26 protein-coding genes are annotated in these 24,734 nt (G+C 60.9%); 11 read left to right on the forward strand and 15 right to left on the reverse strand.

The window, feature by feature from the left end:
* Positions 1 to 7: 7 nt before the first annotated feature.
* Entirely contained in the window at positions 8 to 847 is an 840-nt protein-coding gene (locus tag K1X12_RS13105; protein WP_220988013.1) for an alpha/beta fold hydrolase, read from the reverse strand.
* Between the two features lie 23 nt (positions 848 to 870).
* Entirely contained in the window at positions 871 to 2,559 is a 1,689-nt protein-coding gene (locus K1X12_RS13110) for an alpha/beta fold hydrolase (protein ID WP_220988014.1), read from the reverse strand.
* A 158-nt stretch (positions 2,560 to 2,717) separates the two neighbouring features.
* Here K1X12_RS13110 and K1X12_RS13115 point away from each other — a divergent pair, with 158 nt between their 5' ends.
* Complete coding sequence (locus tag K1X12_RS13115; protein ID WP_220988015.1) at positions 2,718 to 3,350, forward strand: TetR/AcrR family transcriptional regulator; 633 nt, start codon at positions 2,718 to 2,720, stop codon at positions 3,348 to 3,350.
* Positions 3,351 to 3,413: 63 nt separating this feature from the next.
* Here the strand turns inward: K1X12_RS13115 and K1X12_RS13120 are convergent, their stop codons facing one another.
* The gene (locus K1X12_RS13120) at positions 3,414 to 4,235 is read right to left on the reverse strand and encodes a helix-hairpin-helix domain-containing protein (RefSeq protein WP_220988016.1); all 822 of its coding nucleotides are present in this window, start codon (positions 4,233 to 4,235) and stop codon (positions 3,414 to 3,416) included.
* Positions 4,236 to 4,377: 142 nt separating this feature from the next.
* Here K1X12_RS13120 and K1X12_RS13125 point away from each other — a divergent pair, with 142 nt between their 5' ends.
* The gene (locus K1X12_RS13125; RefSeq protein ID WP_220988017.1) at positions 4,378 to 5,079 is read left to right on the forward strand and encodes a dienelactone hydrolase family protein; all 702 of its coding nucleotides are present in this window, start codon (positions 4,378 to 4,380) and stop codon (positions 5,077 to 5,079) included.
* Between the two features lie 81 nt (positions 5,080 to 5,160).
* On the opposite strand, the gene phoB is transcribed toward K1X12_RS13125, so the two are convergent.
* Genes phoB through pstC form a run of 5 tightly spaced genes read right to left on the reverse strand, consistent with a single transcriptional unit; the run spans position 5,161 to position 10,395 of the window.
* The gene (phoB, locus tag K1X12_RS13130) at positions 5,161 to 5,847 is read right to left on the reverse strand and encodes a phosphate regulon transcriptional regulator PhoB (protein WP_220988018.1); all 687 of its coding nucleotides are present in this window, start codon (positions 5,845 to 5,847) and stop codon (positions 5,161 to 5,163) included.
* A 34-nt stretch (positions 5,848 to 5,881) separates the two neighbouring features.
* Positions 5,882 to 6,568, reverse strand: coding sequence for a phosphate signaling complex protein PhoU (gene phoU / locus K1X12_RS13135; RefSeq protein WP_220988019.1), 687 nt, complete (start codon positions 6,566 to 6,568; stop codon positions 5,882 to 5,884).
* 11 nt (positions 6,569 to 6,579) lie between these two features.
* Positions 6,580 to 7,410 (reverse strand): phosphate ABC transporter ATP-binding protein PstB, encoded by an 831-nt coding sequence (pstB, locus tag K1X12_RS13140; protein WP_225907978.1) that lies wholly within the window; start codon positions 7,408 to 7,410, stop codon positions 6,580 to 6,582.
* Complete coding sequence (gene pstA, locus K1X12_RS13145) at positions 7,410 to 8,987, reverse strand: phosphate ABC transporter permease PstA (RefSeq protein WP_220988020.1); 1,578 nt, start codon at positions 8,985 to 8,987, stop codon at positions 7,410 to 7,412. Before pstA ends, pstB begins: the two co-directional genes overlap by 1 nt.
* Entirely contained in the window at positions 8,980 to 10,395 is a 1,416-nt protein-coding gene (pstC, locus tag K1X12_RS13150; RefSeq protein WP_220988021.1) for a phosphate ABC transporter permease subunit PstC, read from the reverse strand. The genes pstA and pstC overlap by 8 nt, the downstream gene beginning before the upstream one ends.
* A gap of 130 nt (positions 10,396 to 10,525) precedes the next feature.
* Here pstC and hslV point away from each other — a divergent pair, with 130 nt between their 5' ends.
* From hslV to K1X12_RS13170, 4 genes are all read left to right on the forward strand, one after another.
* Positions 10,526 to 11,083: an ATP-dependent protease subunit HslV gene (hslV, locus tag K1X12_RS13155; protein ID WP_220988022.1), complete on the forward strand. Its 558-nt coding sequence runs from the start codon at positions 10,526 to 10,528 to the stop codon at positions 11,081 to 11,083.
* Positions 11,076 to 12,197 carry a hypothetical protein gene (locus tag K1X12_RS13160; RefSeq protein ID WP_220988023.1) on the forward strand — a complete coding sequence of 374 codons (1,122 nt, stop codon included), beginning with the start codon at positions 11,076 to 11,078 and terminating at the stop codon, positions 12,195 to 12,197. Before hslV ends, K1X12_RS13160 begins: the two co-directional genes overlap by 8 nt.
* Before the next feature lie 82 nt (positions 12,198 to 12,279).
* Positions 12,280 to 13,584 carry an ATP-dependent protease ATPase subunit HslU gene (gene hslU / locus K1X12_RS13165; RefSeq protein ID WP_220988024.1) on the forward strand — a complete coding sequence of 435 codons (1,305 nt, stop codon included), beginning with the start codon at positions 12,280 to 12,282 and terminating at the stop codon, positions 13,582 to 13,584.
* A 9-nt stretch (positions 13,585 to 13,593) separates the two neighbouring features.
* Entirely contained in the window at positions 13,594 to 14,334 is a 741-nt protein-coding gene (locus K1X12_RS13170) for a class I SAM-dependent methyltransferase (protein WP_220988025.1), read from the forward strand.
* Between the two features lie 5 nt (positions 14,335 to 14,339).
* Here the strand turns inward: K1X12_RS13170 and K1X12_RS13175 are convergent, their stop codons facing one another.
* Positions 14,340 to 14,687 (reverse strand): winged helix-turn-helix transcriptional regulator, encoded by a 348-nt coding sequence (locus K1X12_RS13175; protein ID WP_220988026.1) that lies wholly within the window; start codon positions 14,685 to 14,687, stop codon positions 14,340 to 14,342.
* A gap of 70 nt (positions 14,688 to 14,757) precedes the next feature.
* Positions 14,758 to 15,756, reverse strand: coding sequence for an adenosine kinase (locus tag K1X12_RS13180; RefSeq protein ID WP_220988027.1), 999 nt, complete (start codon positions 15,754 to 15,756; stop codon positions 14,758 to 14,760).
* Positions 15,757 to 15,902: 146 nt separating this feature from the next.
* Here K1X12_RS13180 and K1X12_RS13185 point away from each other — a divergent pair, with 146 nt between their 5' ends.
* Positions 15,903 to 16,781: an ATP-grasp domain-containing protein gene (locus K1X12_RS13185; protein ID WP_220988028.1), complete on the forward strand. Its 879-nt coding sequence runs from the start codon at positions 15,903 to 15,905 to the stop codon at positions 16,779 to 16,781.
* Here the strand turns inward: K1X12_RS13185 and K1X12_RS13190 are convergent, their stop codons facing one another.
* The 3 genes from K1X12_RS13190 to nth all read right to left on the reverse strand — a co-directional run bounded on the left by K1X12_RS13190 (position 16,782) and on the right by nth (position 19,651).
* Positions 16,782 to 17,144: a hypothetical protein gene (locus tag K1X12_RS13190; RefSeq protein ID WP_220988029.1), complete on the reverse strand. Its 363-nt coding sequence runs from the start codon at positions 17,142 to 17,144 to the stop codon at positions 16,782 to 16,784.
* A gap of 5 nt (positions 17,145 to 17,149) precedes the next feature.
* A complete protein-coding gene (locus K1X12_RS13195; protein WP_225907979.1) occupies positions 17,150 to 18,832 on the reverse strand; it encodes a S41 family peptidase in 1,683 nt (560 codons plus the stop codon).
* A gap of 69 nt (positions 18,833 to 18,901) precedes the next feature.
* Positions 18,902 to 19,651 (reverse strand): endonuclease III, encoded by a 750-nt coding sequence (nth, locus tag K1X12_RS13200; RefSeq protein ID WP_225907980.1) that lies wholly within the window; start codon positions 19,649 to 19,651, stop codon positions 18,902 to 18,904.
* 56 nt (positions 19,652 to 19,707) lie between these two features.
* Between nth and K1X12_RS13205 the strand changes: the two genes are divergently transcribed.
* The 4 genes from K1X12_RS13205 to K1X12_RS13220 all read left to right on the forward strand — a co-directional run bounded on the left by K1X12_RS13205 (position 19,708) and on the right by K1X12_RS13220 (position 23,033).
* Complete coding sequence (locus K1X12_RS13205) at positions 19,708 to 20,196, forward strand: DUF2244 domain-containing protein (RefSeq protein ID WP_220988031.1); 489 nt, start codon at positions 19,708 to 19,710, stop codon at positions 20,194 to 20,196.
* A 112-nt stretch (positions 20,197 to 20,308) separates the two neighbouring features.
* Entirely contained in the window at positions 20,309 to 21,640 is a 1,332-nt protein-coding gene (locus K1X12_RS13210; RefSeq protein ID WP_225907981.1) for a cytochrome P450, read from the forward strand.
* Positions 21,641 to 21,702: 62 nt separating this feature from the next.
* On the forward strand, positions 21,703 to 22,374 hold the full coding sequence (locus K1X12_RS13215) for a nitroreductase (RefSeq protein ID WP_220988032.1): 672 nt from the start codon (positions 21,703 to 21,705) through the stop codon (positions 22,372 to 22,374).
* Positions 22,375 to 22,424: 50 nt separating this feature from the next.
* Entirely contained in the window at positions 22,425 to 23,033 is a 609-nt protein-coding gene (locus K1X12_RS13220; RefSeq protein WP_220988033.1) for a DUF1287 domain-containing protein, read from the forward strand.
* A 3-nt stretch (positions 23,034 to 23,036) separates the two neighbouring features.
* On the opposite strand, the gene K1X12_RS13225 is transcribed toward K1X12_RS13220, so the two are convergent.
* Complete coding sequence (locus tag K1X12_RS13225) at positions 23,037 to 23,723, reverse strand: 4'-phosphopantetheinyl transferase family protein (protein WP_220988034.1); 687 nt, start codon at positions 23,721 to 23,723, stop codon at positions 23,037 to 23,039.
* Positions 23,724 to 23,730: 7 nt separating this feature from the next.
* Complete coding sequence (gene scpB / locus K1X12_RS13230) at positions 23,731 to 24,732, reverse strand: SMC-Scp complex subunit ScpB (RefSeq protein WP_225907982.1); 1,002 nt, start codon at positions 24,730 to 24,732, stop codon at positions 23,731 to 23,733.
* Positions 24,733 to 24,734 lie beyond the last annotated feature (2 nt).

Here is a 24,734-nt window from a genome sequence, read left to right on the forward strand (position 1 = left end):
GGCTGCCTCAGGCAGCTGGCGACAGGGCCATCTCGTCCTCATCGAAGAATTCGCGGATGATATCCGCCGTCTCTTCCGAGCGCGTCACCAGGAACAGGTGACCGCCACCTTCAATGACGCGCAGGCGGGAATCGGGCAGCGCGAAGTTCAGGATGTGGCCATTGGCGAGAGGCACGATGGAGTCCTCGTCTCCCATGATGACCAGCGCCGGCATCTTCAGGAAACGGATGAACGGCAGGCTGGACCAGCCGGCAAAGGCCAGAAGCTGGTAGAGATAGCCCTTGGGGTCCGGCGGCAGCAGGTTGCTGATATGGCTGTCGGCCGACGGGTCCGCCAGGTCGCCATAGAGGGCCGCAAAATTCTCGCGCATGAATTCGGGATCGGTGTAGCGGCGCGTGTCGACCATCTTGGTGAGCGAGGCCGGGCGGCCGGGCACCATGGTGACGCCGGCGGTGGTGGCACATAGGATGAGGCGCTTGACGCGGCTGCGATACTGGAAGGCGAACTGCTGGGCCAGCGCGCCGCCCCAGGAGACGCCCATCACATCCATTTCATCGATGCCGAACCGGTCCACCAATTTGCGGATCCAGCGGGCGAGCATCCAGTGGCGATAGGGCCATTGGGTGACCGGACTGAGGCCGACGCCGGGCACATCCAGCGTGAGAATGGCGCGGTCCGGGAACATGTTTCCGAGGCCGGAGGCAAGCTCCAGATTGGCGCCGATCCCGTTGAAGAAGACCAGCGGACGCCCGCCTTCCCGCCCCTCCAGCGGCCAGTAGGCCGCGCGCAGGAGGATGCCATCGACATCCTCCATCGTGATGACAGGTTCGCGTGTTCCAGACGACATCAGCGGTTCCTCGCGTTTGGCGCTCAGTCGTTGAAGACGTAGCGGCCGGGCGCCGCATAAATGGGCGGAAAGGCCTCGTTGCCAAGCTCTTTAGGTGCTATTTTCAGGGGACCGGAGCGCTCTTTCAGCCACTGCCCCCAGAGCGGCCACCAGGAACCGGCCTGCTCCTGCGCATTTGCGGCCCATTCATCCGCCGTCGGCTTGATTTCCGTTCCGCGGAAATACTTCGCCTTCGGATTGCCCGGCGGATTGATCAGGGATTGCAGGTGGCCGCTGGAGGAGAGAATGAACTCGACATTCTTCGAGCCGAGCAGCGCGGGCGTGCGGTAGCAGGCTTTCCAGGGCGTGATGTGATCGGTCACGCCTGCGACGACAAACGCATCTGCCGTAACCTTGCTGAGGTCTGCCATATGGCCCGCAACCTCTACCGTGCCCGGATTATCGAATGGCTGCTGGAGGGCCACATCCAGATAGTCCGAATGGAGCTGGGCCGGAAGATTGGTCGTGTCGTTATTCCAGTAGAGCACATCATAGGGCGGCGGATCTTCGCCCATGAGGTAGTTGTTGACGACATAGTTCCAGATGAGGTCGTTCGGACGCATCCAGGCGAACATACGGGCAAGGTCATCGCCCTTCAGGATGCCGCGTGACTTTGAATATTTCCGCGCGATTTCGAGGCTGCCATCGGAAACGATCTGACCGATATCGCTGTCGTCCCGCTGCGGGTTCAGCACGCAGACCATGAAGGTGAGCGAGTTGATGCGCTTGTCGCCGGCGGCGGCAAGAAGGCTGGCGAAGGTGGCGGTGGTGATGCCGCCCGAGCAGGCGCCGGAGACGTTAAGCTTGGGCGATTTGGTAATTTTGCGGACGACTTCGCTCGCCTGGATCAGGCTGTCGATATAGTCGGCCAGGCTCCAATCCTTGTGCTTCTTCGTGGGATTGCGCCAGGAGATAACGAAGGTCTGCTGTTCCATGGCGAGCAGGAACTGGACCATGGACGTCATCGGCGTCAGGTCCATGGCGTAGAACTTGTTGATCTGTGGGGGGATGATCAGGATCGGGGTCTTGTGGACCTTTTCCGTCAGCGGCTGATACTGGATCAGCTCGAGCATCTCGTTTTTCCAGACCACCTGCCCTTTTGACGTGGCCAGGTTCTCACCGACCTTGAAGGGGCGTTTGTCCACCTGAGCCGGGAGGCCGCCATTCTTGGTGAGGTCGTCATACAGGTTTTTCATGCCCTTGAGCAGAGACAGGCCGCCAGAGTCCACGACGCGTTTCGTGGCGGCAGGATTTCCGACCAGGGTATTGGTGGGCGCCATCGCATCGGTGATCATGCCCATGACGAATTTGGCACGCGCCTGCTCCAGCTCCCCCATCTGAACTTCGTTTACCCAGTTGTGGAGGTGTTCCTGCGTGGCAAGGTAAGCCTGCATGCCACGCTTGTAGAAGGGATTGTGTTCCCAGGCGGGGTCCTTGAAGCGGCGGTCTTTCTTGTCGGCCGCGCGGGTCGACTTACCCAGCAGGATTTGGGTGTTTTCGTTGGTGATCTTGCCAACCATCTTTGCGGTGGTGACCGGATTGGTCATGGTCGAGCGCAGCATCATGGCGACGGCGCCAAGCAGTTCCTGCCGGTTGAAGCCGCCAAGCAGCGGGTTCAGTGCAGCGGTGTTTTCGGCCGCATTTCGGGCGATTTCGTCTTTAGGCGACGTCACGGTATTCCTCCCCAGGGTCCTCCGGACTGTCACCAGGACCACTCCCAGCCGCCGGTTTTAACCATGATCCCTTTCTTTTCCTGAAAGAGAACACGGCAAAGTTTATGACAAAATTCGTTTCACAGTCAGTTTTCTCTGTCAAACTGCTCTGAAAGCCCATGAAAACACGCGACCGTATCCTTCAGGTGAGCCTGCTCCTCTTCAATGAAGAAGGAGAAGCGCAGCTTTCGTCTGTCGATATTGCCAACGCGCTCGAGATAAGTCCGGGTAACCTCTATTATCACTTCAAGGGCAAGGACGCGATTATCCGAGCCTTATATGACCGGTTTGAAGAGGAGATGCGCGTTATCCTGCGCGGCTCCAGCGGGGGCGTTGCCTCGATCGACGACAACTGGGTTTACATCTACATCCTGCTGGAAGAGATATACGACTTCCGCTTCTTCTACCGGGATCTGGCGGGGCTTCTGGCCCGCTATCCCGACCTGGCCGGACGCTTCCGCAGCCTGATTGCCGAGAAGCGCCAGACCATTCTCCGTATCCTCGAAGACCTTGCGAAGCTGGACGCCATCGACATCGACCCTCGCCTGAAGGATCCGCTTACGGATCAGATCATCACCACGCTGACCTTCTGGCTGGCGGGGGATGCCCTCTCCCGGGAAACCCATGACGGCCCTGCCCTGATCCACAAGACCGTGTTTCAGGTGATGTGCCTCATCGTGCCCTATATGGGCGCGGCAGGGCCTGCCGCGCTGGGCGACATGATCCGTCATTTCGAGGAAACAAAGTCCTGATGCGTACTATCTGAGACCAGCAGGCCACCTTTCTGGCAGCCTGCCCGATCCCGGATGGTGGATTTAGCTGGCGAGGTTCTTTGCCTGCTTCGCCCATTCGCCCTTCAGCACGCGGCCACGGGCGCCGATCTCTGCGTCGAGCGCTTCAAGCTCGGCCTTTTTCATAGCGGCCAGCTGTGCAAAGCGCGTGATGCCGGCAGCATTCAGTTTTTTCGCCATCGCCGGACCGATGCCGGTGATCTGCGTCAGGTCGTCTGCCGCTTCCGCTTCCAGCGGCTCCATGGCGGCTTTCACAGCCTTGGAAGCGCGGGTGGCGACGCGTTTGGCAGTCTTGGCAACGTCCGCGCCGGTTTCCGAAGCAACAGCTTCGATTTCGGTGGTGAGGCGGGCGATACGCTCTTTCAGGTGAAGATCGTTTGCCTTGGCGCGGGCTTTTGCCGTGACGCTGGCGACTTCATCTTCCAGCTTATCGACGCGGCGGGCGAAGGCTTCACGCGCCGTACCGAGACCTTTGACGCCGAGCAGGTCGCGCATGCGCTCCATGCGGGCTTCAAACTGGGTTTGCGCTTTCGACTGGAACTCGCGGGCTGTCTCGACGGCCTTGGCAACATTGCCGGTAGCCTTGGTGAAACCCTCATTGCCTGCGAGGCGGGCGCGAACGTCATGCTCGATGGCGGCGCCGCGCTTGACGAGGTCTTCGAAGACTTCGGCAGACTGCTTGTTCACGACGGTCGCGCCAGCAAGGGCGGTGTCGTAGGCTTTGCCATAGGCGCCGACGCCGGCGAGCCAGATCTTGTACGCCATCTCGGTGGAGTGCGCCTCGATTGCCTTGCCTGCGGCCTCTGCTTTGGTGCGGGCGGCGGTTTTGGTGGTTTTCTTGGCCATGAGTTTCTCCCTGGCAGCTTGGTTCATGGGGCTGGGTTTAGGGAAAAAGTCTAGAAAGCGCATACTAATCGCCACCCAGCGCTTGATACCCGCAGCGGAACCCCTCTATCCACTCTGGCAGCAGATACAGAGGAGACCTCCCATGAGCGCAGTCGAATATCAGGTGGACGGCAAGACCTATGAAGGCTGGTTCGTCATGCCCGAAGGCAAGACGAATGTTCCCGTGGTGGCAATTGCCCATGCCTGGGGCGGCCTGACGGACAATGAAAAGCAGAAGGCCGGCATCGTGGCGAAAGAGTTCGGCTATGCCGCGTTCGCCATGGACGTTTATGGCAAGGGCAAGCGCGGCACGACCGTGGAAGAATGCCAGGCGCTGATGAACCCGCTGGCTGGCGACCGCGCCGAGCTTCAGAAACGCCTTGCGGGCGGCCTTGCCGCAGCGAAGGCGCAGGCGGGTGTGGACGCTTCGAAAGCGGCTGCGATCGGCTTCTGCTTCGGCGGTCTCTCCGTACTCGACATGGCCCGCGCAGGGCATGACGTGATCGGCGTTGCCTCATTCCACGGCCTGCTGGGCGCAGCGCCCAACATTGCCGAGCCGAAGATCAAGGCGAAGGTTCTGATCGAGCATGGCTGGCTCGACCCTATGGCGCCGCCGGAAGACGTGCTGGCGATTGCCAAGGAGTTCCACGGCGCAGACTGGCAGCTGCACGCGCATGGCCACGCCTACCACTCCTTCACGACGCAGGGCGCCAACAACAAGGAAATGGGCACGATTTACGACGCCGACGCCGACCGTCGCAGCTTTGCCTACCTGAAGACGTTCCTCGCAGAACTCTTCGCTTAAGCGCCTCTCGGTTCATCCGGATACAGAAAAGGCGGAAACCCGGATTGGGTTTCCGCCTTTTTTATTGGATTGTGTTTTGGTTCAGTCTGCGCGGAGCGCGTAACCTGCCGAACGAACCGTACGGATCGGGTCGTCCCCGCCTTCCTGACGGAGCGCCTTGCGCAGGCGGCCGACATGCACGTCCACCGTACGCGCCTCGACATACACATCCGAGCCCCAGACTGTATCAAGCAGCTGTTCGCGTGAGAAAACGCGACCAGGATGTTGCATGAAATAGTCGAGCAGGCGGAATTCCGTCGGGCCGAGATGGATGTCTGCGCCGCCGCGCGAAACACGGTGGGCAACACGGTCGATCTCGATATCGCCGACCGAAAGACGGTCTTCCTTGAGGCCGGGGCGAATGCGGCGCAGAACCGCGCGAACACGCGCCATCAGCTCGGTGGTCGAAAAGGGCTTGGTGACGTAATCGTCAGCACCCGTATCAAGCCCGCGGATCCGGTCGCTCTCCTCGCCACGCGCGGTAAGCATGATGATCGGAAGGTTCGGGTTGACGCCTGTGGCCCGCACGCGGCGGCAGATTTCGATGCCGCTGACCTTTGGCAGCATCCAGTCGAGCAGGAGAAGATCGGGAGCGCGCTCCTCGATCATCATCAGAGCCTCCTCACCATCCGCGGCAACGGCGACATCGTAGTCTTCGCGGCGCAAATTGTAGAGCAGGAGCTCCGAGACAGCGCTTTCGTCTTCTGCGACAAGCACATAGGGTTTCATCAGTTGGCTCCGTGGTGGATTGTTCCGGTGCCCATCATACCTGGTCCAGCTTTGGCCGATCCGTGGCAGACAGATAGTCCCCCGTTGCCTGGTAATAGACAAACTCGGCGATATTGGTGCAATGATCGCCCATCCGTTCCAGGTTCTTCGCTATAAAGAGCATGTGCGCGCCAGCGGTGATGCGGCGCGGATCTTCAATCAGGTAGGTCAGCATTTCGCGGAACACCGCGTTATAATGCTGGTCGATGTCATCATCCGATGCCCAGACATTCCGCGCGAGCACGGAGTTACCGGTGGCATAGGCATCAAGCACTTCGTTCAGCTGGCGCGCTACAGGGCGCGACATGCGCAGCACCGCGTTGCGCATTTCCATGCTGACATGATCATCCAGCCGCAGGGAGCGTTTGGCGATGTTCTTGGAGAGGTCGCCAATGCGCTCCATCTCATTGGAAATCTTCAGTGCCGAGAGGATCATGCGCAGGTCATGCCCCATCGGTTGGCGGCGGGCGATGAGGCTGACAATCTGCTTTTCGATCTCAGCTTCGATCACGTCCACCTGGGGATCGCGCGCGATAACCTCTTTCGACAGGATCGGATCATTGGCGCTCAGCGAGCGGCAGGAGTCGGTGATCATCGTTTCGACGATGCCGCCCATACGCATGATATCCGAGGAGAGCCGGTCCAGCTCATCCGAATAGGCAGAAACGATATGATCCGACATCTGTTCCTCCGTCAGCCGAACCGGCCGGTGATGTAATCTTCCGTCCGCTTTTCGCGCGGATTCGTGAAGATCTGTTCCGTCTCACCGATTTCAATCAGATTCCCGAGATGGAAAAAGGCCGTGCGCTGGCTGACGCGGGCAGCCTGCTGCATCGAGTGCGTAACGATGACGATGCAGTAGCGCTTGCGGAGCTCGTCGATGAGTTCCTCAATACGCGCAGTGGCGACCGGGTCGAGCGCCGAGCAGGGTTCGTCCATCAAGATGACTTCAGGGCGCACGGCAATCGCGCGCGCAATGCAGAGACGCTGTTGCTGGCCGCCCGATAGACTAGTGCCCGGCGCGCTGAGGCGGTCCTTCACCTCTTCCCAAAGGCCGGCGCGGCGCAGGGATTTTTCGACGATTGCGTCGAGATCATCCCGGCTGGCGGCGAGGCCATGGATGCGGGGGCCGTAGGCAATGTTGTCGTAGATCGACTTGGGGAACGGGTTCGGCTTCTGGAACACCATGCCAACGCGCGAGCGCAGGAGCACGGCGTCGATGGAATGATCATTGATGTCCTGACCATCCATAAGGATCTGGCCTTCGACACGGCAGCTCTCGATCGTGTCGTTCATCCGGTTCAGGCAGCGCAGGAAGGTGGACTTGCCACAACCCGAAGGGCCGATGAGCGCGGTCACCGCGCGATCCGGGAACTCCATCGACACGCCGTGGATGGCCTGCGTCTCACCATAAAACACGCGAATATCGCGGCAATCGATGCGCGGCGGCGGCGCGGGCGGCGCGTCTGCTGCCGGGGCCAGCACTGTGCCGGCGGCCTGCTGCGGCGTGTGATCCGTATCCATTACCATCTCCGCTCGTACCTGCGTCTCAGAAATACCACCAAACCATTCATCAGTAGAAGTACCGCCAGAAGCACAACGATCATCGCCGAGGTCATCGGCTCCCAAGCGCGTTCGGCATTGTTCGACCAACTGTAGATGAGCACCGGCATGACGGTTGACTCGTCCGTCGGGCCTTTGGGCACATCGCCGACGAAAGCGACCATGCCGATGAGCAGCAGCGGCGCGGTTTCACCCAGCGCGCGGGCCATGCCGAGAATAGCGCCTGTAAAGATGCCCGGCGCAGCAAGCGGCAGAACGTGGTGGAACACCGTCTGCATCTGCGAAGCGCCGATGGCGAGCGCGCCCGACCGTACCGATGGCGGCACGGCTTTCAACGCTGCGCGCGAGGCGATGATCACAACCGGGAACGTCATCAGCGCCAGAACAAGCCCGCCCACCAAGGGCGCGGATCGGGGCATGCCTAGGAAGTTCAGATAAACCGCCGCACCAAGCAGGCCAAAGACAATCGACGGAACGGCGGCCAAGTTGTTGATGTTGACCTCGATGAAGTCCGTCAGCCGGTTCTTCGGCGCGAACTCTTCAAGGTAGACCGCTGCCAGCACGCCAATCGGAATGGCGACAAGCGCTGTGACGACCATCGTGAGCAGAGAGCCGACAAGTGCGGCGAGACCACCGGCGAGTTCCGGATAGGTCGAGTCCGAATTCGTCAGCAGTGTCCAGCGCGGCACGCGGGAAATGCGGCCCATGTCTTTCAAGGCGAGCGTCCAGGCGATCTGCCGATCTGAAACAGTGCGCTGGGCTTCGGGCAGCGCGATGATGCGCGCGGTGGCCGAAGCGCCCGTGAAGGCGTCCAGCGAACCTGTGAGCAGCTCGATGCGGGCGTTTCCGGCTTCAATGCCCGTGAGGCGTCCCGTCGCCCGGCCTGCTGTGAGCAGGACGGATCCCTGGCTGAGGTCAACGCCTTCGCTCTCCAGCGTCGCCATTGCTGTTTGCACCGGCTTGAAGGCGCCCTGCCCGGTCAGCGTGGCGAAGCCTGCTTCATCGGGCGTTACGGTAGATATTGCGCCTGCTTTCACGCGGCGTTCGGGCACTGCCTGGCCTTTGAGGTAAAGGTCCAGGTCGTCATTAAGCGGAGCAGTCAGCTTAATGCTGTGCCCGATCAGCTGGGGATGGGCAGCAACATTCCGGGCGGTGGGCAGGACGGCCAGTCGCGTAATGAATTCCGAAAGTTCCGTCCGGCTTGCGCGGTCGGCGTCCTCCTCCGGGAATGTTGCCAGCAGGTTATCCCGCGCCAGTTCCCAGAAGCCATCGACGTTGCGCGCAATGTCTTCGGGCGTGTCTTCACCCGGCGGCGCCACGATGGCCGGATCTAACGAGATTTCGTAGCGCACGACATTGTAGGTCGCCGCCGAGATTGCCTGAGAGCCAATCGACAGAGCAAGCAGCACCAGCGCGCTGAGCGCCAGCAGGATCGCGCCCATGCCGTAATAACGGAAGCGCACATCGGCCGCGCGCCGGCGCTTCAGGCGCTTGATGGCCGCTGGCGTGGAGAGAGGAGAGGCTGTCTGATCAGTCATACTTTTCCCGGTATTTCTGAACGACGCGCAGGGCGATCACGTTGAAGAGAAGCGTGACGGCGAACAGCACCAGACCGAGCGCAAAGGCGGACAGGGTCTTGGGATCGTCAAAGCCGGTTTCGCCCGTCATCAGCGAAACGATCTGCACAGTGATCGTTGTAAGGTCGGAGGTCGGGTCCATCGAAATGCGGGCCGACTTGCCGGCCGCCATGACGACGATCATGGTTTCGCCAATCGCGCGGGACACCGCCAGCAGGAGCGCCGCGATGATGCCCGGCAGCGCCGCCGGAACGACGACCTGCCGCACCGTTTCCGATTTCGTGGCGCCGAGCGCGTAAGCCCCGTCGCGCAGGGTTTGCGGGACAGCGTTGATCACGTCATCCGATAGCGACGACACGAATGGGATCACCATGATGCCCATGACAAGACCGGCGGCCAGCGCGCTGGTGGGCTGGGCCGCCAGCAACGGCTCGCTGGCGAGGCCCAGATTGATCAGGGTTTCGTTGACCCAGATTGCTGCCGAACGTACTGCCGGGGCGACCACAAGAAGCGCGAAGAAGCCGTACACAACGGTCGGGATACCGGCGAGGATCTCCAGCACCGGCTTGATCCAGGCGCGCGCCCTGGGGCCGGCATATTCGGAGAGGTAAATCGCTGAGAACAGGCCGATAGGCGCAGCCACAAACATTGCGATCAGCGCGATCATGAAGGTGCCAAAGAACAGCGGCAGCGCGCCGAACTCGGCTTCCGTCTGCGCGTTCCAGCGCGTGCCGAACAGGAAGTCCCAAAGCGGAATAGCGCGGAAGAACTGCAGGCTTTCATACAGCAGCGAGGTGATGATGCCGACTGTGGTGGCAATGGCGACGGCGGCGCAGAGGAAGAGGACGCCCTCCATGCCGCGCTCGACCAGCGTGCGTGCGCGGAAGGCAGCAGCCAAGCGACGGCGGGACAGCAGCAAGCCTAGCCCTGCCCCGAGGATCATCAGGGCAAGCGCGCCAATGTTCAGGCCGCCGCGAATTTCGAGGTATCGATTGGTAACGGCCGAAAAGACCCGGTCAGTGCCTGCATAATCCTTCGAGGCAGCCGCCTGGGAAACGGAGTCCAGATACACCGTGAGTTCGGCGGGCGAGAGCAGATCGAAAGCTGCAGGCAGCTCACTGGTAAGCTGGCTTCGCGAAATGCCTTCCGCGCCAATGCTGTAGGCGAGCGCCACGACCACCGCCGGAATGACGGCCCACATAGCGACAAAGTAGCCGTGATAGTTCGGGCGGGAGTGCAGCTCAACGGCGCCCGAAAGCAGGAAGTGTTCCGCACGCACCCGGCCAAGGAAGAATGCGCCGGACGCAAAGACCGCGATCAGCGCGATCAGGAGCCAGCCCATTGGCAGATGGCCAAGCTGCTGCAGCATGAACTTCCTTCCGGGGTGTATCGCGCCCCAAATAGTGGAAGCAGGCGACAGTTATGTGACAATCTTCTGTATTTCCTGACGCAGGCCCCCGACTATTGCGCCGCCCCGTCAAAGGCGCCATGTGTTCGGGATGACAAATCCAGCGGATTCAAAGGCTATCTGGCACGGAACGACCGTTCTGGCCGTGCGCAAGAATGGCAAACTCGTGATGCTCAGCGACGGGCAAGTGTCGATGGGCCAGACAATAATGAAGGGCAATGCCCGCAAGGTGCGCCGGATCGCCGGCGGGGCGATTCTCGCCGGCTTTGCCGGGGCAACGGCGGACGCCTTTACCCTGTTCGAGCGGCTGGAAGCCAAGCTGGAACGGTTTCCCCACCAGCTGCAGCGCGCCGCGGTGGAGCTGGCGAAGGACTGGCGAACGGAAAAATACCTCCAGAAGCTGGAAGCCCTGCTGATTGTAGCGGACAAGAACTCCACCCTCGTGATCACCGGCGCGGGCGACGTTCTGGAGCCGGAATTCCCGGTCGTTTCCATCGGCTCCGGCGGCAACTACGCCCTGGCGGCGGCACGCGGCCTTTACGACTATGAGGACGACGCCGAGGTGATCGGCCGAAAGGCAATGCAGATCGCCGCCGATATCTGCGTCTACACCAACAGTCATTTCAGCGTAGAAACACTGGATGTTTGACCGTTCTGACATCCGCGCGGCCGAAGAGGCCGGGATCCTTACCCGTGATCAGGCAAACAGGCTCGACGCCTTCCTGATGACGCGGGCGGACCCGGCTGTAAAAGCCGCCGCAAGTCAGCCGGAAAACCTGCGCTTCCTGAACAACTTCAACGACATCTTCATCACCATCGGGATCGTGATCCTGGCGATGGGCCTCACAGCGGTGACGGCGCTGTTCTTCGGGCCTCAGTTCTGGGGAATGGTGACCGGTGGCCGGGCGGGCGCGTTTGGCGCCATGATCCTGATGCCGGTGGCAATCATCATGTGGCTGATCGGCGAATATTTTGGGCGCCGCCGCCGGATGCTGCTTCCGACCATGGCGGCGATCACGATCTTCACCGGCTATACCGGCCTCTCCATCGGCATGATCTCCAGCGGCATCACAGGCATGAATGCCGAAACAGTGACCAGCCTGACGGGCGCCTGGAAAACGCTGGGCCGGTCGGGACTCGGCACATTCTTTGGATGCGGCGCAGCTGCAGCGCTCGCCTGGCTGCGCTTCCGCCTGCCCTTCTGCATGTTCCTGATGGCAGTCTCGGCGGCAGCGGCGGCCTACACATTTGCCGGCTTCTTCGGGGATGCGGGGCTCGTGTTTGGTGGGCTTTTGTCCCTGCTTATCGGCCTGACGACGCTGACTGTGGCGATCTGGTTTGACGCACGGGATCCGGGCCGCATCAGCCGGCTTTCCGACAATGCGTTCTGGCTGCATGTGGCGGCGGCGCCGCAGATCATACTGGGGCTTCGCGGCATGGTGATGGGCTCCCCTACCGCCAGCCCCGATACAGCGCAGGCAGTCGTACTCATGGCGGGCCTTGCCCTGCTGGGCCTGCTGTCGCTGGCGCTGAACCGGCGCGCACTGATCGTTTCCAGCCTGCTGAGCTTCTGGCTGGCGCTGGGCGAAGTTGTCAGCGCCATGGGCGGGGGTGTTTCGACCACCTTTATCGCCACCGCGCTGCTGCTGGGCACCGGCATCATTGCGCTGGGTGGCGGCTGGCACACGGCGCGCCGCGCGCTGCTGAAAGTGCTGCCCAGAGGTGGCATTGCCGCCCGGATGTTCCCACCTGAAGCGGTGTAAAAAAACTCCAACGATTCCTCCAACGAGGCAGCCTTTTCCTCCAAGCGTTGCCCAGATTCCGACAGACAGATTCAGACACGCCATGAAACATCTCACGCCCCGCGAAATCGTCTCCGAGCTTGATCGCCACATCGTTGGCCAGGCCGCCGCCAAGCGCGCTGTTGCCATTGCCCTGCGCAATCGCTGGCGGCGCAAGCAAGCGCCCGAAGCGCTGCGCGGCGAGATCACCCCGAAAAACATCCTGATGATCGGGCCGACGGGCGTGGGCAAAACCGAAGTCTCCCGACGCCTTGCGCGCCTTGCCAATGCGCCCTTCCTGAAGGTCGAGGCCACCAAGTTCACCGAAGTCGGCTATGTCGGCCGCGATGTGGAGCAGATCGTGCGCGACCTTGTGGAAGCGGCTGTTTCCATGATCCGCGAACAGAAGCGCGCCGGCGTTGAACAGGCCGCACGCGACAAGGCCGAGGAACGCCTGCTGGACGCGCTTGTCGGCGCTGAAGCACAAAGCTCGACCCGCGAAGTGTTCCGCCGGAAACTGCGCAGCGGCGAACTCGACGACAAGGAAGTCGACATCGACTTTGCCGAGACGGGCAACCCCATGCAGATGCTGGACCTGCCCGGCCAGGGCGGCTCGATGAGCATGATCAACCTGAGCGACATGCTGGGCAAGGCCATGGGCGGGCGTACCCGCCGTGTGCGGACGACTGTAAAGGAAGCGGCGCGGCCGCTAATCAATGAGGAAGCCGACAAGCTGGTGGACGAGGAGCAGATCGTCCGCGAGGCAGTCGCCGCGGTTGAGGAAGACGGCATCGTCTTCCTGGACGAGATCGACAAGATCGCCGCGCGCAAGGATCGTGGCGGCGCCGATGTGAGCCGCGAAGGCGTACAGCGCGACCTGCTGCCGCTGATCGAAGGCACAACGGTTTCGACCAAGCGGGGATCGGTGAAGACCGACCATATCCTGTTTATCGCCTCTGGCGCGTTCCACGTTTCCAAGCCGTCCGACCTGCTGCCCGAACTTCAGGGCCGCCTGCCGATCCGCGTGGAGTTGGAGCCCCTCACCCGCGACGACTTGCGCCGCATTCTGGTGGAGCCGCAGGCGAGCCTCATCCGCCAGTATGAAGCGTTGATGGCGGCGGAGAATGTGACGCTGGTCTTTGAGGACGCGGCCATCGACCGGATCGCAGACCTTGCCGAAGCGGTGAATAAAAGCGTCGAGAATATCGGCGCCCGCCGCCTGCAGACGATCCTTGAGCGCCTGCTGGACGAGATCAGCTTTGATGCACCCGACAAGTCTGGAGAAACATTTACGGTGACGGCGGCTTATGTTGACGACAAGGTCGGCACGCTGGCAGGCAATGCGGACCTTTCGAAGTTTATTCTTTAGAGGCACACAATGATTGACGAACGCACCGGGACTGACATTTACGATCCGGTTTTCGTCAAAGACCTGTTCGATCGTTGCTCTGGAAAATACATCGCGTTCAGCTATGCATGCTCGCTAGGCTTCACCGAGCGGTGGCGCCGACAATGTGTTGAGCTTCTCGACCTGTCGGACTGCCCCGATCCGACTGGCTACGATTTGATGGCGGGAACCGGCGAAGTCTGGCCACATCTGTTCAAGGCCGCACCAACACTTTCGAAGATCACAGCGATTGATATTTCGTCGGGGATGCATGTTCGCGCGCTCGATCGCCTGCATCGACATCGGGCACATAAGATCGAGTTCATTGAGGACAACGTACTCGATAGCAAACTAGAGACTGCCAGCGCAGATTTCGTTGTCTCGACTTTCGGCCTCAAGACATTCAACCCAGACCAACATCAGGCGCTAGCTGCTCTTGTTGCGCGTGTTCTGAAACCGGGCGGGCGATTTGCTTTGATAGAAGCGTCTGACCCGAAAGGGTGGTTTCTGCGTCCGCTCTATATGTTCCACCTGAAACAGGTTTTGCCGACGGTGGAGCGGCTATTTCTGAACGGCGCTCAGGACTTTTCCATGATTGGTCAGTACAGCACCAGTTTTGGCAATGCTGCTGCTTTCACTGAATTTCTTCGAGCGGAGGGTCTCGAAGCCAATTGCAGGAAATTCTTCTTTGGGTGCGCGACCGCAGCCTTCGGTCACAAGCCTTTCACTTGATTGTCCTAACCCTGCCCCTCAATGGCTGCGCGGCGGATGGGCAGGTGTTTCTTGCCCCATTCCTTCATTATGCTGAGGGCCGGGCGCAGTTCCTCGCCCCTATCCGTCAGCACATAGTCATACCTTTTGGGCGTTGTTGAATAGGCGCGGCGCTCGAGAAGACCAAACTCGACCAACCGCTTCAGGCGGTCCGCCAGGATATGGCGGGTCATACCGCCGGACTCTGCGAACTCCTCAAACTTCGACTTGCCGAGGAAGCAGTCGCGCAAGATGAGCAGCGTCCAACGGTCTCCGACGACGGACAGGGTCCGCGCGACCGGGCACCAGTTATCGTTCAGTTCCGACCATTTCATGTGGAAAGCTTACCGCACCTTACGGAAAGTTCCAGAAAGAAACGCTCGGGAATTACGAATTCCGGGGTCTTTAAGCGAAAATTCCGGCGTCTTCTGCCAGTTGCTTGTAAGAAACCACGGGGCGCGGACCGATATGGGAGATGACTTCAGCGGCCGCGATATGGCCCAGGCGGGCACAGGTGGCCAGCGGCAAGCCGCGCGCGATACCGAACAGGAAGCCGGCGGCATACTGATCGCCCGCACCAGTCGTATCAACCACGGAGGTTACCGGCTCGGCTGCCACGATGATCGGTTCGCCCTCACCGAACACGACGGAACCCTTCTCGCTGCGCGTGACAGCCGCCACGGCGCAATCGGCATGTAGCGCCTTGAGGGCGGCGTCAAAGTCTTCCGTCTCATAAAGTGAGAGAAGCTCAGCTTCATTTGCAAAGACGATATCGACATAGCCTTTGACGAGCTGGCGGAAGCTCGCGCGGTGGCGGTCCACGCAGAACTTGTCCGACATGGTGATCGCAACCTTGCGCCCGGCCGCCTTGGCGATCTCGGCGGCGTGGATAAACGCTTCCTTCGCTTCGTCCCGATCGAACAGGTAGCCTTCGAGGTAGAGGATCTGGCCGCTGCGCACGAGGTCTGCATCGACATCCTCTTTCGAGAACAGGACCGAAGCGCCCAGGAACGTGTTCATCGAGCGGTGACCGTCGTCGGTAACGAAGATGATGGAGCGGGCCGTTGCCGGGCCTTCTTCCAGCGGGCGCGTGTGGAAGGGCACGCCGGCCTTCATCATCTCGCGCATGAACTGGTGGCCAAGATCATCATTGGCGATTTTGCCGATATAGGCCGACTTGCCGCCAAAGCTGGACAGGCCGGCAATCGTGTTCGCACCGGAGCCGCCAGAGGTGATGACTGCATCTTTCGCCAGCGCGGTCAGTTCTTCTGCGCGCGGCTCCTCGATCAGCTGCATAGCATCCTTATGGATGCCGAGGCGGGCGAGGAAATCATCATCGGCGCGGGCAAGGACATCAACGATGGCATTGCCGAGGCCGACGACGTCGAATTTTGCTTCAGTCACTGGGGGCTGCTCCTGGAAAATCGTGAAAACTCAGGTGCCCCGCGCCTTGCCAGACGCAGCGCGTGGACACAAGACCCGGACACCGCTAGAGCGCAGATCAAGCTGGATTACGCCTATTCCACCACCATAAAGACGGGCCCAACCACATGAAAAAAGTCGCCTACCTCGCCAGCCGTGTCACCATTCCCGGCTCAATGATCCGGCGTACGGATGCCTTTGAGCATGACTACATGATGGACGCGCTGCGCCCCGCTTTTGCGGCGCGCGGAATGGAGATTGTGGATGTGTGCTGGGACGATCCCAAGGCGGACTGGTCTTCCTTCGACGCGGCCCTGATCGGCACGACCTGGGATTATTGGGACCGGCTGGAAGAGTTTGTGGCAACTCTGGAACGCATCGGCAAACTGACGCAGCTGCACAATCCGGCACGCCTCGTTCGCTGGAACAGCCGGAAGACATACCTGCGCGAACTGGAAACCAAAGGGGCGCGCCTGATCCCCACGCTGTGGCTCGATCACTGCGGCGAAGCAGAAGCCAAAGCGGCATTCGACCAGCTGGGCGCAGACACACTTGTCTTCAAGCGCCAGGTGGGGGCGGGCGCGAAAGACCAGCACAAGCTGAGCCGCGGCGAGCCCGTGCCAGAGATGCCCCACGCGATGATGGCGCAACCCTTCCTGCCGATGATCCAGAAGGAAGGCGAACTCTCCTTCATCTTCATCGATGGAAACCTCAGCCATGCGCTGGTGAAGCGCGCCCAACCGGGCGACTATCGCATCCAGTCGAGCTATGGCGGGCGCGAAGAGGTCATTCATCCGACACCGGAAGACCTTGCGGCGGCGCATGCGATCCTGGGTGCGCTGGACGAGATACCGCTCTACGGCCGGGTGGACATGCTGCGCGGAGACGATGGCGGGCTTCTGCTGATGGAACTCGAAGTTATCGAGCCTTACCTCTACCCCAAAGAGGGACCGGAACTTGGAGCGCGCTTGGCCGCCGGTGTGGCCCGGCGGCTCGGCACCAGCTAGTCAGTTGCCCGCTTCGGCAGGCGCGCAGGCAATGCCGCTCAGCGCATACATCTCCCCGCCTTCGCGCGAGCGGACATAGCAATCTTCTCCCATCAGCACGATGTCGAAGACGATCGGCATTGCCGGACTATTGCTCTCATGCGGACCAGGCGGCGGGGGCAGAACGGAGATCATCGACTGGACGGTCGGATCGCTCGCCCCAAGCTGGATCTGAGCGCGATTGACAGCCTTGGCCAGGACGCCCGTGACTTCCGCCATCGTTTCAGGCGATTTGTCCGCAAGAACTGCGGGGCGGAGCGTTCCCTGACAAGCCCCCAGAACGGACATGGCAGACATCATCATGATACGGATCGGCGTTTTCATGGCACTCACCGATCCCCTGGCATGGTCATGTCACGGTTTTGCTCGATCGGCGATGGAGTGGGGAAATTGAAGACAGAGTCTTCAAGCGCCCTAGCCGAAAGCTGAACGCTGGTCCGGCCGGCTTCGGCAACTGCAGCGGACGGACAGGCCAGCGACCCGCGATAACTGATCGCCGCTGCCAGAAGGCGCTCTGCGGGATCACCCAACTCACGGGAAAAATCGTCCGCTACCTGACAACCCGGCAGGCGAACGCCAAACGATGCCGGAGAGTTGTTCGGAATAAAACCATCCGCATAATCCCCGAAGCCGGTATTGTTCACGCCCTGGAACTGGATGGTGTAATAGGTCTCCCCGCAATTGTCTGTTGGGTAGAATCCGTAAGGCTTTCCGCATGTCGTGTTGCCGATCAGGATCACTTCCACATTGATCCCGCGCAGACCGTTGATGACGGCCTCACTGGCGCTGCAGGTGCCAGCGGTCGACAGCACAAAGACACGCGGCAGGTTGAGGCTGGGCAGCGGCGTCCCCGAGGCTAGCGAGAAGTCGAGCCCCTGCGTGTAGAAAGGCACCGGGTTGTTCGTCTGTCCCGTCACTGGATTTCGGTTTCCAGCCGCCGCATTGAAGCGGAGACGTTCAAAAGTCTGGTTCTGCGTGCGCGCGTTGCCGGCGACCATGTAGCTGAGCTGGGATGCGACGGCGAGCAGACCGCCCCCGTTGTAGCGCAGGTCCAGCACAAGATCGCTCACGCCTTCAGCCTGCATCTGAAGCATCGCCTCATAAATCTCGCGCTCGCTCGAGAATGGGCTGAACGTGTTGAACAGGATGTAGCCTACCTTTGTGCCCCGGCCATTGGGGTTTGTACCCGTCTCGATGATCGCCGTTCTGTTCACCGGCTTGGCGGAAAGGTTGACGGAAGTGAGCGACACTGTTCGCGTAAACCCGTCCGCATCCTGAACGGTAAAACTGTTTGTCAGCCCCGCAGTCTCCGGAAACAGAGCAGCGTTTAGCTGGTCGATATCTGATTGAGAATTGGAGTTTACGAGATCGATGCCATTGATGCGCAGGATGCGCGACCCCCGCTCAAGATTGGCCTGACCGGCAACAACTGTTGAAGCTGGTGAGTTCGGAACCGTGTAACGAATACGAAAGTCGCGCGGCGGCGTTGTGGAGAAAGCAACGTAGCTGGCGCCATAAGTCGCCGTTGGCGCTGCGTTGCGCGCGGCCAGGTAATCCTCCGTAGGCTCACTGAAATGGAAGTCATCCTTGTCTTTGCCCGACGCGGTCTGGGCGAATGTGCGCAACACATCAAAGTAATCCAGCCGGTTAGCATAGTTTGCCGGATTTCTGTCGGTGACTTCCGTGTTCCAGAGATAGGTCTCGTTCGTCCAGGAGCGCAGCCAGAAGCGCTCGAGCAGGGCGCTGCCCTGAACATCGGGAAAGCGATTACCTTCGATGTCTACGCCGGTCCTGACGACTTCACAGCGGTTCACGAAGTTGCTTGCCGGCTCGAACGAGCCCTGCGCCCAGACCGGGCCGGAGGTTGGAGGCGGCGGGGGCGGAGGTGACGCAGACCCACCTCCACCACCCCCACCGCATGCCGCCAGCCAGACAGGAGCAGCCAGTGTCAGCACAGCAGCCGCAGCGGCCCGAATAGACGTATTGCGTGAGTGCTTCTGATGTGTGGCCAACTGAACTCTCCCAGATTTCGTTTCCCTTACGATAAACGGGTTAGCCTACCGCTCGCAAAGGTCAATCACTCATACGCCCTTAGGTGGACGGGACGGCTTTTTCGGCCCGAGCGCCGCGCGCTTGGATGGATCCTGTGTTTTCGGCTTGAAGGCACACAAGTCGGCAATCACGCAATGCCAGCACTCGGGCGTGCGCGCCTTGCACACGTAGCGCCCATGCAGGATCAGCCAATGGTGGGCACCCTTCTTGAACTCAACCGGTGTGATGCGCTCGAGCCCTGTCTCGACATGGTCGGGTGTCTTGCCGGGCGCCAGCCCAGTCCTGTTGGAAACACGGAAGATGTGAGTATCGACCGCAATGGTCGGCTCGCCGAAGGCTTCGTTCATGACGACATTTGCCGTCTTGCGCCCCACCCCCGGCAGCGTCGTCAGCTCGTCGCGCGTGCGTGGGACTTCGCCGCCGAATTCATCTAGAATTTTCTGGCTGAGCGCGATGACGTTCTTGGCCTTGTTCCGCCAGAGACCAATCGTCTTGATGTAGCCGGCGACGCCCTCTTCCCCGAGCGCCAGCATTTTCTCCGGCGTGTCGGCAACAGCGAAGAGCTTCCGCGTGGCCTTGTTGACGCCAACATCCGTCGCCTGCGCTGACAGCGCAACAGCAACCAGCAATGTGAACGGGTTCACGAACTCCAGTTCGGTTTTCGGATCGGGGCGGTCTTCGGCCAGCGCTGCGAACAGCTCTGTTGCCTTGGCGCGCGTGAATTTTGAGCGCGGCGCGGACTTGACGGTCTTTCGAGCGGGTTTTGCAGTATCAGCCATGGGGTGAGGCATAGAGCGCCCTTTTCCGGACGCAAGGGCATGCTAGCTCTTTGCGAATGCAATCTGCCCAAGAGACCATCTACATGGATGCCGTGCTGACGCCCAACCGGTCGCTCAGCCGGCAGGGCTTCTTCATTGCCATGCTCGCGATTGCAGTCACCTTCTTCCTCAACGGCCTGATGTTCTGGTCGATGGGCGCCCTGCCGATCCTCGGCTTCATGGGGCTGGATGTGCTGGCCATCTGGCTGGCGTTTCACATCTCCTTCAGGCGCCAGAAGGAAGAAACCCGGGTGACCGTCACCGCACGCGCGATTTGCCTGCACCACAAGGACGCCAAAGGCGGCGAAAAGTTTGCCGAAGTTCCCTCCGCATTCGCCCGCGTGAAACTCGCAGAGCCTGCAGGACCGGGCGATTGGCTTCGAATCGAACATGGCAAGACGGCCTGGGTGATCGGCCGCTTCCTGACGCCTGACGAACGGAAGTCCTTCGCGTCCGCGCTCCGCCAGGCCCTCGCTTCCGCTCGTGCAGAGCGATATCCAGCCTGACCCGCAAAAAAATGACGCAAGCGTCATAGTTTTTTCAAAAGGGCTGTGTTAAAACTTTCCCCAGCGACGCGATACGCCCCGCAAAGAGGGCGGAATTACTGGAGGATTGGATATGGCCGCCGATACCGTTTCATTCGTAAACCACCCGGCACTGCAGCGCCCGAAGGTGACAGAGCGCGAGCCGCTCCACCCGCACAATATGCGCTATGGCGCAGACATTCCCCCTGCCTCCGAGATTGACCTCTCCACCCTCGACCTGATCGACGGCGAACTCTGGCGCCAGGGCAAATACTGGGACCGTTTCGCGCGCCTGCGGAAGGAAGACCCGCTGCATTATTGCCCCGACAGCTTCCCCGGCCCGTTCTGGTCGGTGACCCGCTATGAAGACGTGATGGCGATCGACACCGATCACAAACGCTTCTCTTCCAGCTGGGAATATGGCGGCATCACACTGGGCGAGCCCTTCAGCGATTTCGAACTGCCGATGTTCATCGCCATGGACGAACCGCGCCACTCCGAACAGCGCAAGACCGTGCAGCCCGCTGTCGCGCCAGACATGCTCAAGATCTACGAGCCGCTGATCCGCAGCCGCACGCAGGAAATCCTCGACTCCCTGCCCGTGAACGAGCCCTTCGACTGGGTCGACAAGGTTTCGATCGAGCTGACGACCATGATGCTCGCCACGCTGTTCGACTACCCGTTCGAGAAGCGCCGCGACCTGACGCATTGGTCTGACGTGTCCACCGGTATGCACAATCCGGACATCTGCCCCGGCGGCGAGGAAGAATGGCGCGCCACGATGATGGAATGCCTCATGGCGTTCATGACCATCTTCCAGGAGCGCAAGCAGCAGCCGATCAAACATGACCTGATCAGCCTTCTGGCTCATGGCGAGAAGACCAAGGACATGACCCCGCAGGAACTGCTGGGCAACGTCATCCTGCTGATCGTCGGTGGCAATGACACGACCCGCAACTCGATGACGGCATCAGTCTATGCCCTCAACAAATACCCGAAAGAGTATGAAAAGCTGAAGGCCAACCCGGCGATCATTCCGAACATGGTGTCGGAGACGATCCGCTGGCAAACGCCGCTCGCCTATATGCGCCGTACGGCTCTGGAAGATGTCGAGATGCACGGCAAGACCATCAAGAAGGGCGACCAGGTCGCCATGTGGTACGTGTCGGCAAACCGCGACGAGAGCTTCTGGGAAAACCCGAACGACTACATCATCGACCGCCCGGACGCGCGTCGGCACATTTCCTTCGGCTTCGGGATTCACCGCTGCGTCGGTAACCGCCTTGGCGAGATGCAGCTTCGCATTCTCTGGGAAGAACTGATGGCCCGTTTCGAGCATATCGAAGTTCTGGCCGAGCCGTCCCTGACGCAGAACGCTTTCGTGAAGGGCTACACCTGGATGCCAGTCGTGCTTCACCCGAAGTAAGGCTTGGCGGCAACTGCCTCTCCTGATTAGACCTCCTGTCAGACATGACAGGAGGTTTTTTCATGGACGTTTCCACGGCCGTCGATCAGCGGATTTCAACGCGCGCTTTCCTGCCGGATGCCCCCTCGGCAGACGAGGTGAAAGCCTGGCTCACCGCCGCTCAGCGCGCGCCGTCGGGTGGCAACACCCAGCCCTGGCGCGTGATCGTCGTGACGGGTGAGGAAAAGGACAAGGTGGTCCAGCTCGCGCAGGAGAAACTCGCCGGCAATCCACGCGGGGAGCCGACTGACCGGCCGATCTACCCCAAAGACCTGTGGGAACCTCATGAAGCCCGCCGCCGCCGCGTGGGTGAGATGATGTATGAAGCCCTCGGCATCCCGCGCGAAGACCGTGCTGGGCGTCTCGCCTGGTTTGCCAACAATTACCGTTTCTTCGGCGCGCCGGCAGGCCTGTTCCTCGTGATCGACGAGCGTATGGGCCATGGCCAGTGGGGCCATGCGGGCATGTACCTTCAAACGCTCGCCCTGCTGGCCGAAGAACGCGGCTGGGGCACCTGCTTCCAGGAATGCTGGGGCATCCTGCGCCCGACGCTGAAAGAACATTTCGGCCTCGCGCCCACGGAAATGATCTGGTGCGGCGTCGCCTTCGGCAAGCCGGACAAGACCCACCCGGTCAACACACTGCGCGCTGAACGCGCGCCGCTGGAAGAGATTGCGGAGCTGCGCGGCTTCTAAGCCTCGCTTTTGCCCAAATACCGCCGCAAGGGCGCGGTTTGATCCGTATCATGATCACGCGCCGCGCCCTTCTGGCCACTGGCTTGGCCCTGCCCTTGCTGCCTTCGGTAAGCCGCGCCGATCCGCCGCCCGAATGGACCGCGAAACTGCTCACGGCCGCCCGGCAGCAGATCGGCGTGACCACTGGCTACGACCCCTCCTATGTCACGCTCGACTATCCCGGCGGGGACATTCCCCGGAACACCGGCGTCTGCACAGATGTCGTGATCCGTGCCTATCGGGACGCCTTTGATGTGGACCTGCAGGAGCTGGTGCACATCGACATGAAAGCCAATTTCACCAGCTACCCGACGACCTGGGGCCTGACGCGCACGGACAGGAGTATCGACCATCGGCGCGTGCCAAATCTTGAGCGCTACTTTACGCGCAAGGGCCTGAAACGCGACGTGCCGGGACAGAGTGCGGACTGGCAGGCCGGCGACCTCGTCACCATGCGCCTTGGCGGGCGCCTGCCGCATATTGCCATATTCTCAGGGTATGATCCGGTTACGGAACGTGCGCGCTATATCCACAATATTGGCGGGGGCACGCGTGAGGAAATCATGCTGGCGGATTATGACTATCCGATGCGATTTCGCTTTCCGCCACCTGAGGCCTGACGGCTAATCCGGAAACCTCCAGCGGCGCACGGTCAGGTCTATCTCGCGGTCCGTTCTGACGGCCAGCGCGCCCGCAAAGCCTTCCGCCGGCTCAAACTCTACCAAGCGCCAGCTACCGAATTCGTAATTTTCCCAATGCGCCTCGACGAGCGCAGGCGACCCTTGCGTGGACAGATCCACGGTGAAACTTTTTCCAGAGACGGAGAAGCCCGAACCCAGCGCTTTCAGAACCGCTTCTTTCGCAGTCCAGAAACGATAGAATTTCTGCATGCGTTCACGCGCACTCAATCCGCTCAGTGTTGCGATCTCTGCTGGTGAGAAAAACATGCTTTCCACGTCCTCGGTCAGCGGCTGGATACTCTCGATATCCACGCCGGCAACATCCTCACAGATCACAAGCGCCGCAAGACCGCCGCTATGGCTGAGATTGAACGAATACGGACAATCCACGTCAACCAGAAAAGGCCGGCCATGTTCGCCTGCGCCAAACTGAAAGCTCCCCGGAGCGCGGTTCAAGGCAGCCCCCAGAATACCGCGCATGCCCGCGCGCGATGCGGCCCACCTTTGTTGCAAAGTGCTTGTGACGAAGCGTGCCGCCCGCGCCTTTTCATCTTCGGAGAGCCAATGATCGGGCGACGCCATATCGAGCGACCATATCCAGACGTCAGCAGGGATCGCGGCACCCGACACGTTGGGCCTACTCGTCGTCGCGCCAGGTATCCATCGGCTGCTGTGGCACGCGCGTCTCCTTGCGCAGGCGCATCACGGCAGCCTTGATATCTGCGCCATCGAACTCGTCAGCCTCTTCCTGCGTACGCTCCGGCGCGCGCGTATAGGCAAAGACGCTGACACCGCCCTGGTCCTCGTATTCTTCTTCGGCTTCTTCCTCAGTTCCTGAAATCTGCGCCGCTTCGGAAGCGGGGTGCGCTTCAGCAGCGCCATCATCTTCCGGTGCATCGCCAGCTTCGTCCGTGACGAAATCGGTCACAAAGGACTCAACCTCCTCCAGATCCGCCAGGTCATTGATCAGAACATCGTCTTCCGTCAGAGCTTCTTCATCCGGCATCTGGAAACCGGACGGTATGACATCGGACAGCAAGCCTTCGGCCTCAAGGTCCGCCTTGCCCGGCAATGTATCGAGGCTCTCCAGCCCGAAATGCTCAAGAAACTTTTCAGTCGTTCCGAAGCAGACTGGCAGGCCGGGTGTTTTACGGCGGCCGCGTGTGCGCACCCACCCCGTTTCCAGCAGCGTATCGATGACCGTCTTGGAGACCGCCACGCCGCGCACAGCTTCGATCTCGGCGCGGGTCACCGGCTGACCGTAGGCGATAATCGCCAGCGTTTCCATTGCCGCCTGCCCCAGCTTTTTCTGGACCTGACGTTCCTCCACGAACAGCCAGGAGAGATCCTGCGCCGTCTGAAAGCGCCATTTTCCAGCGACTTCGACCAGGTTCACGCCACGTTTGGAATAGACGCCGCGTAGCGACATAAGCACTTCGCCCGCCTCGATCCCATGGGGCAGAACCTGCGCAACCTGATCGGCGGAGAGCGGCTCGCCCGCGGCAAAGAGGATCGCTTCAGCACGGCGCACGCCTTCCGCCAGCAATTCCTCACGGCTGCCGGCAAAGGCAGGTGTGTTCAAGCCCGGAAACTCGGCCTGCGGATCTACTGCCCCCTGATCATTCATCTCGTCGGTCATGG

It is taken from the genome of Hyphomonas sediminis (genome assembly GCF_019679475.1).
GTDB lineage: Bacteria > Pseudomonadota > Alphaproteobacteria > Caulobacterales > Hyphomonadaceae > Hyphomonas > Hyphomonas sediminis.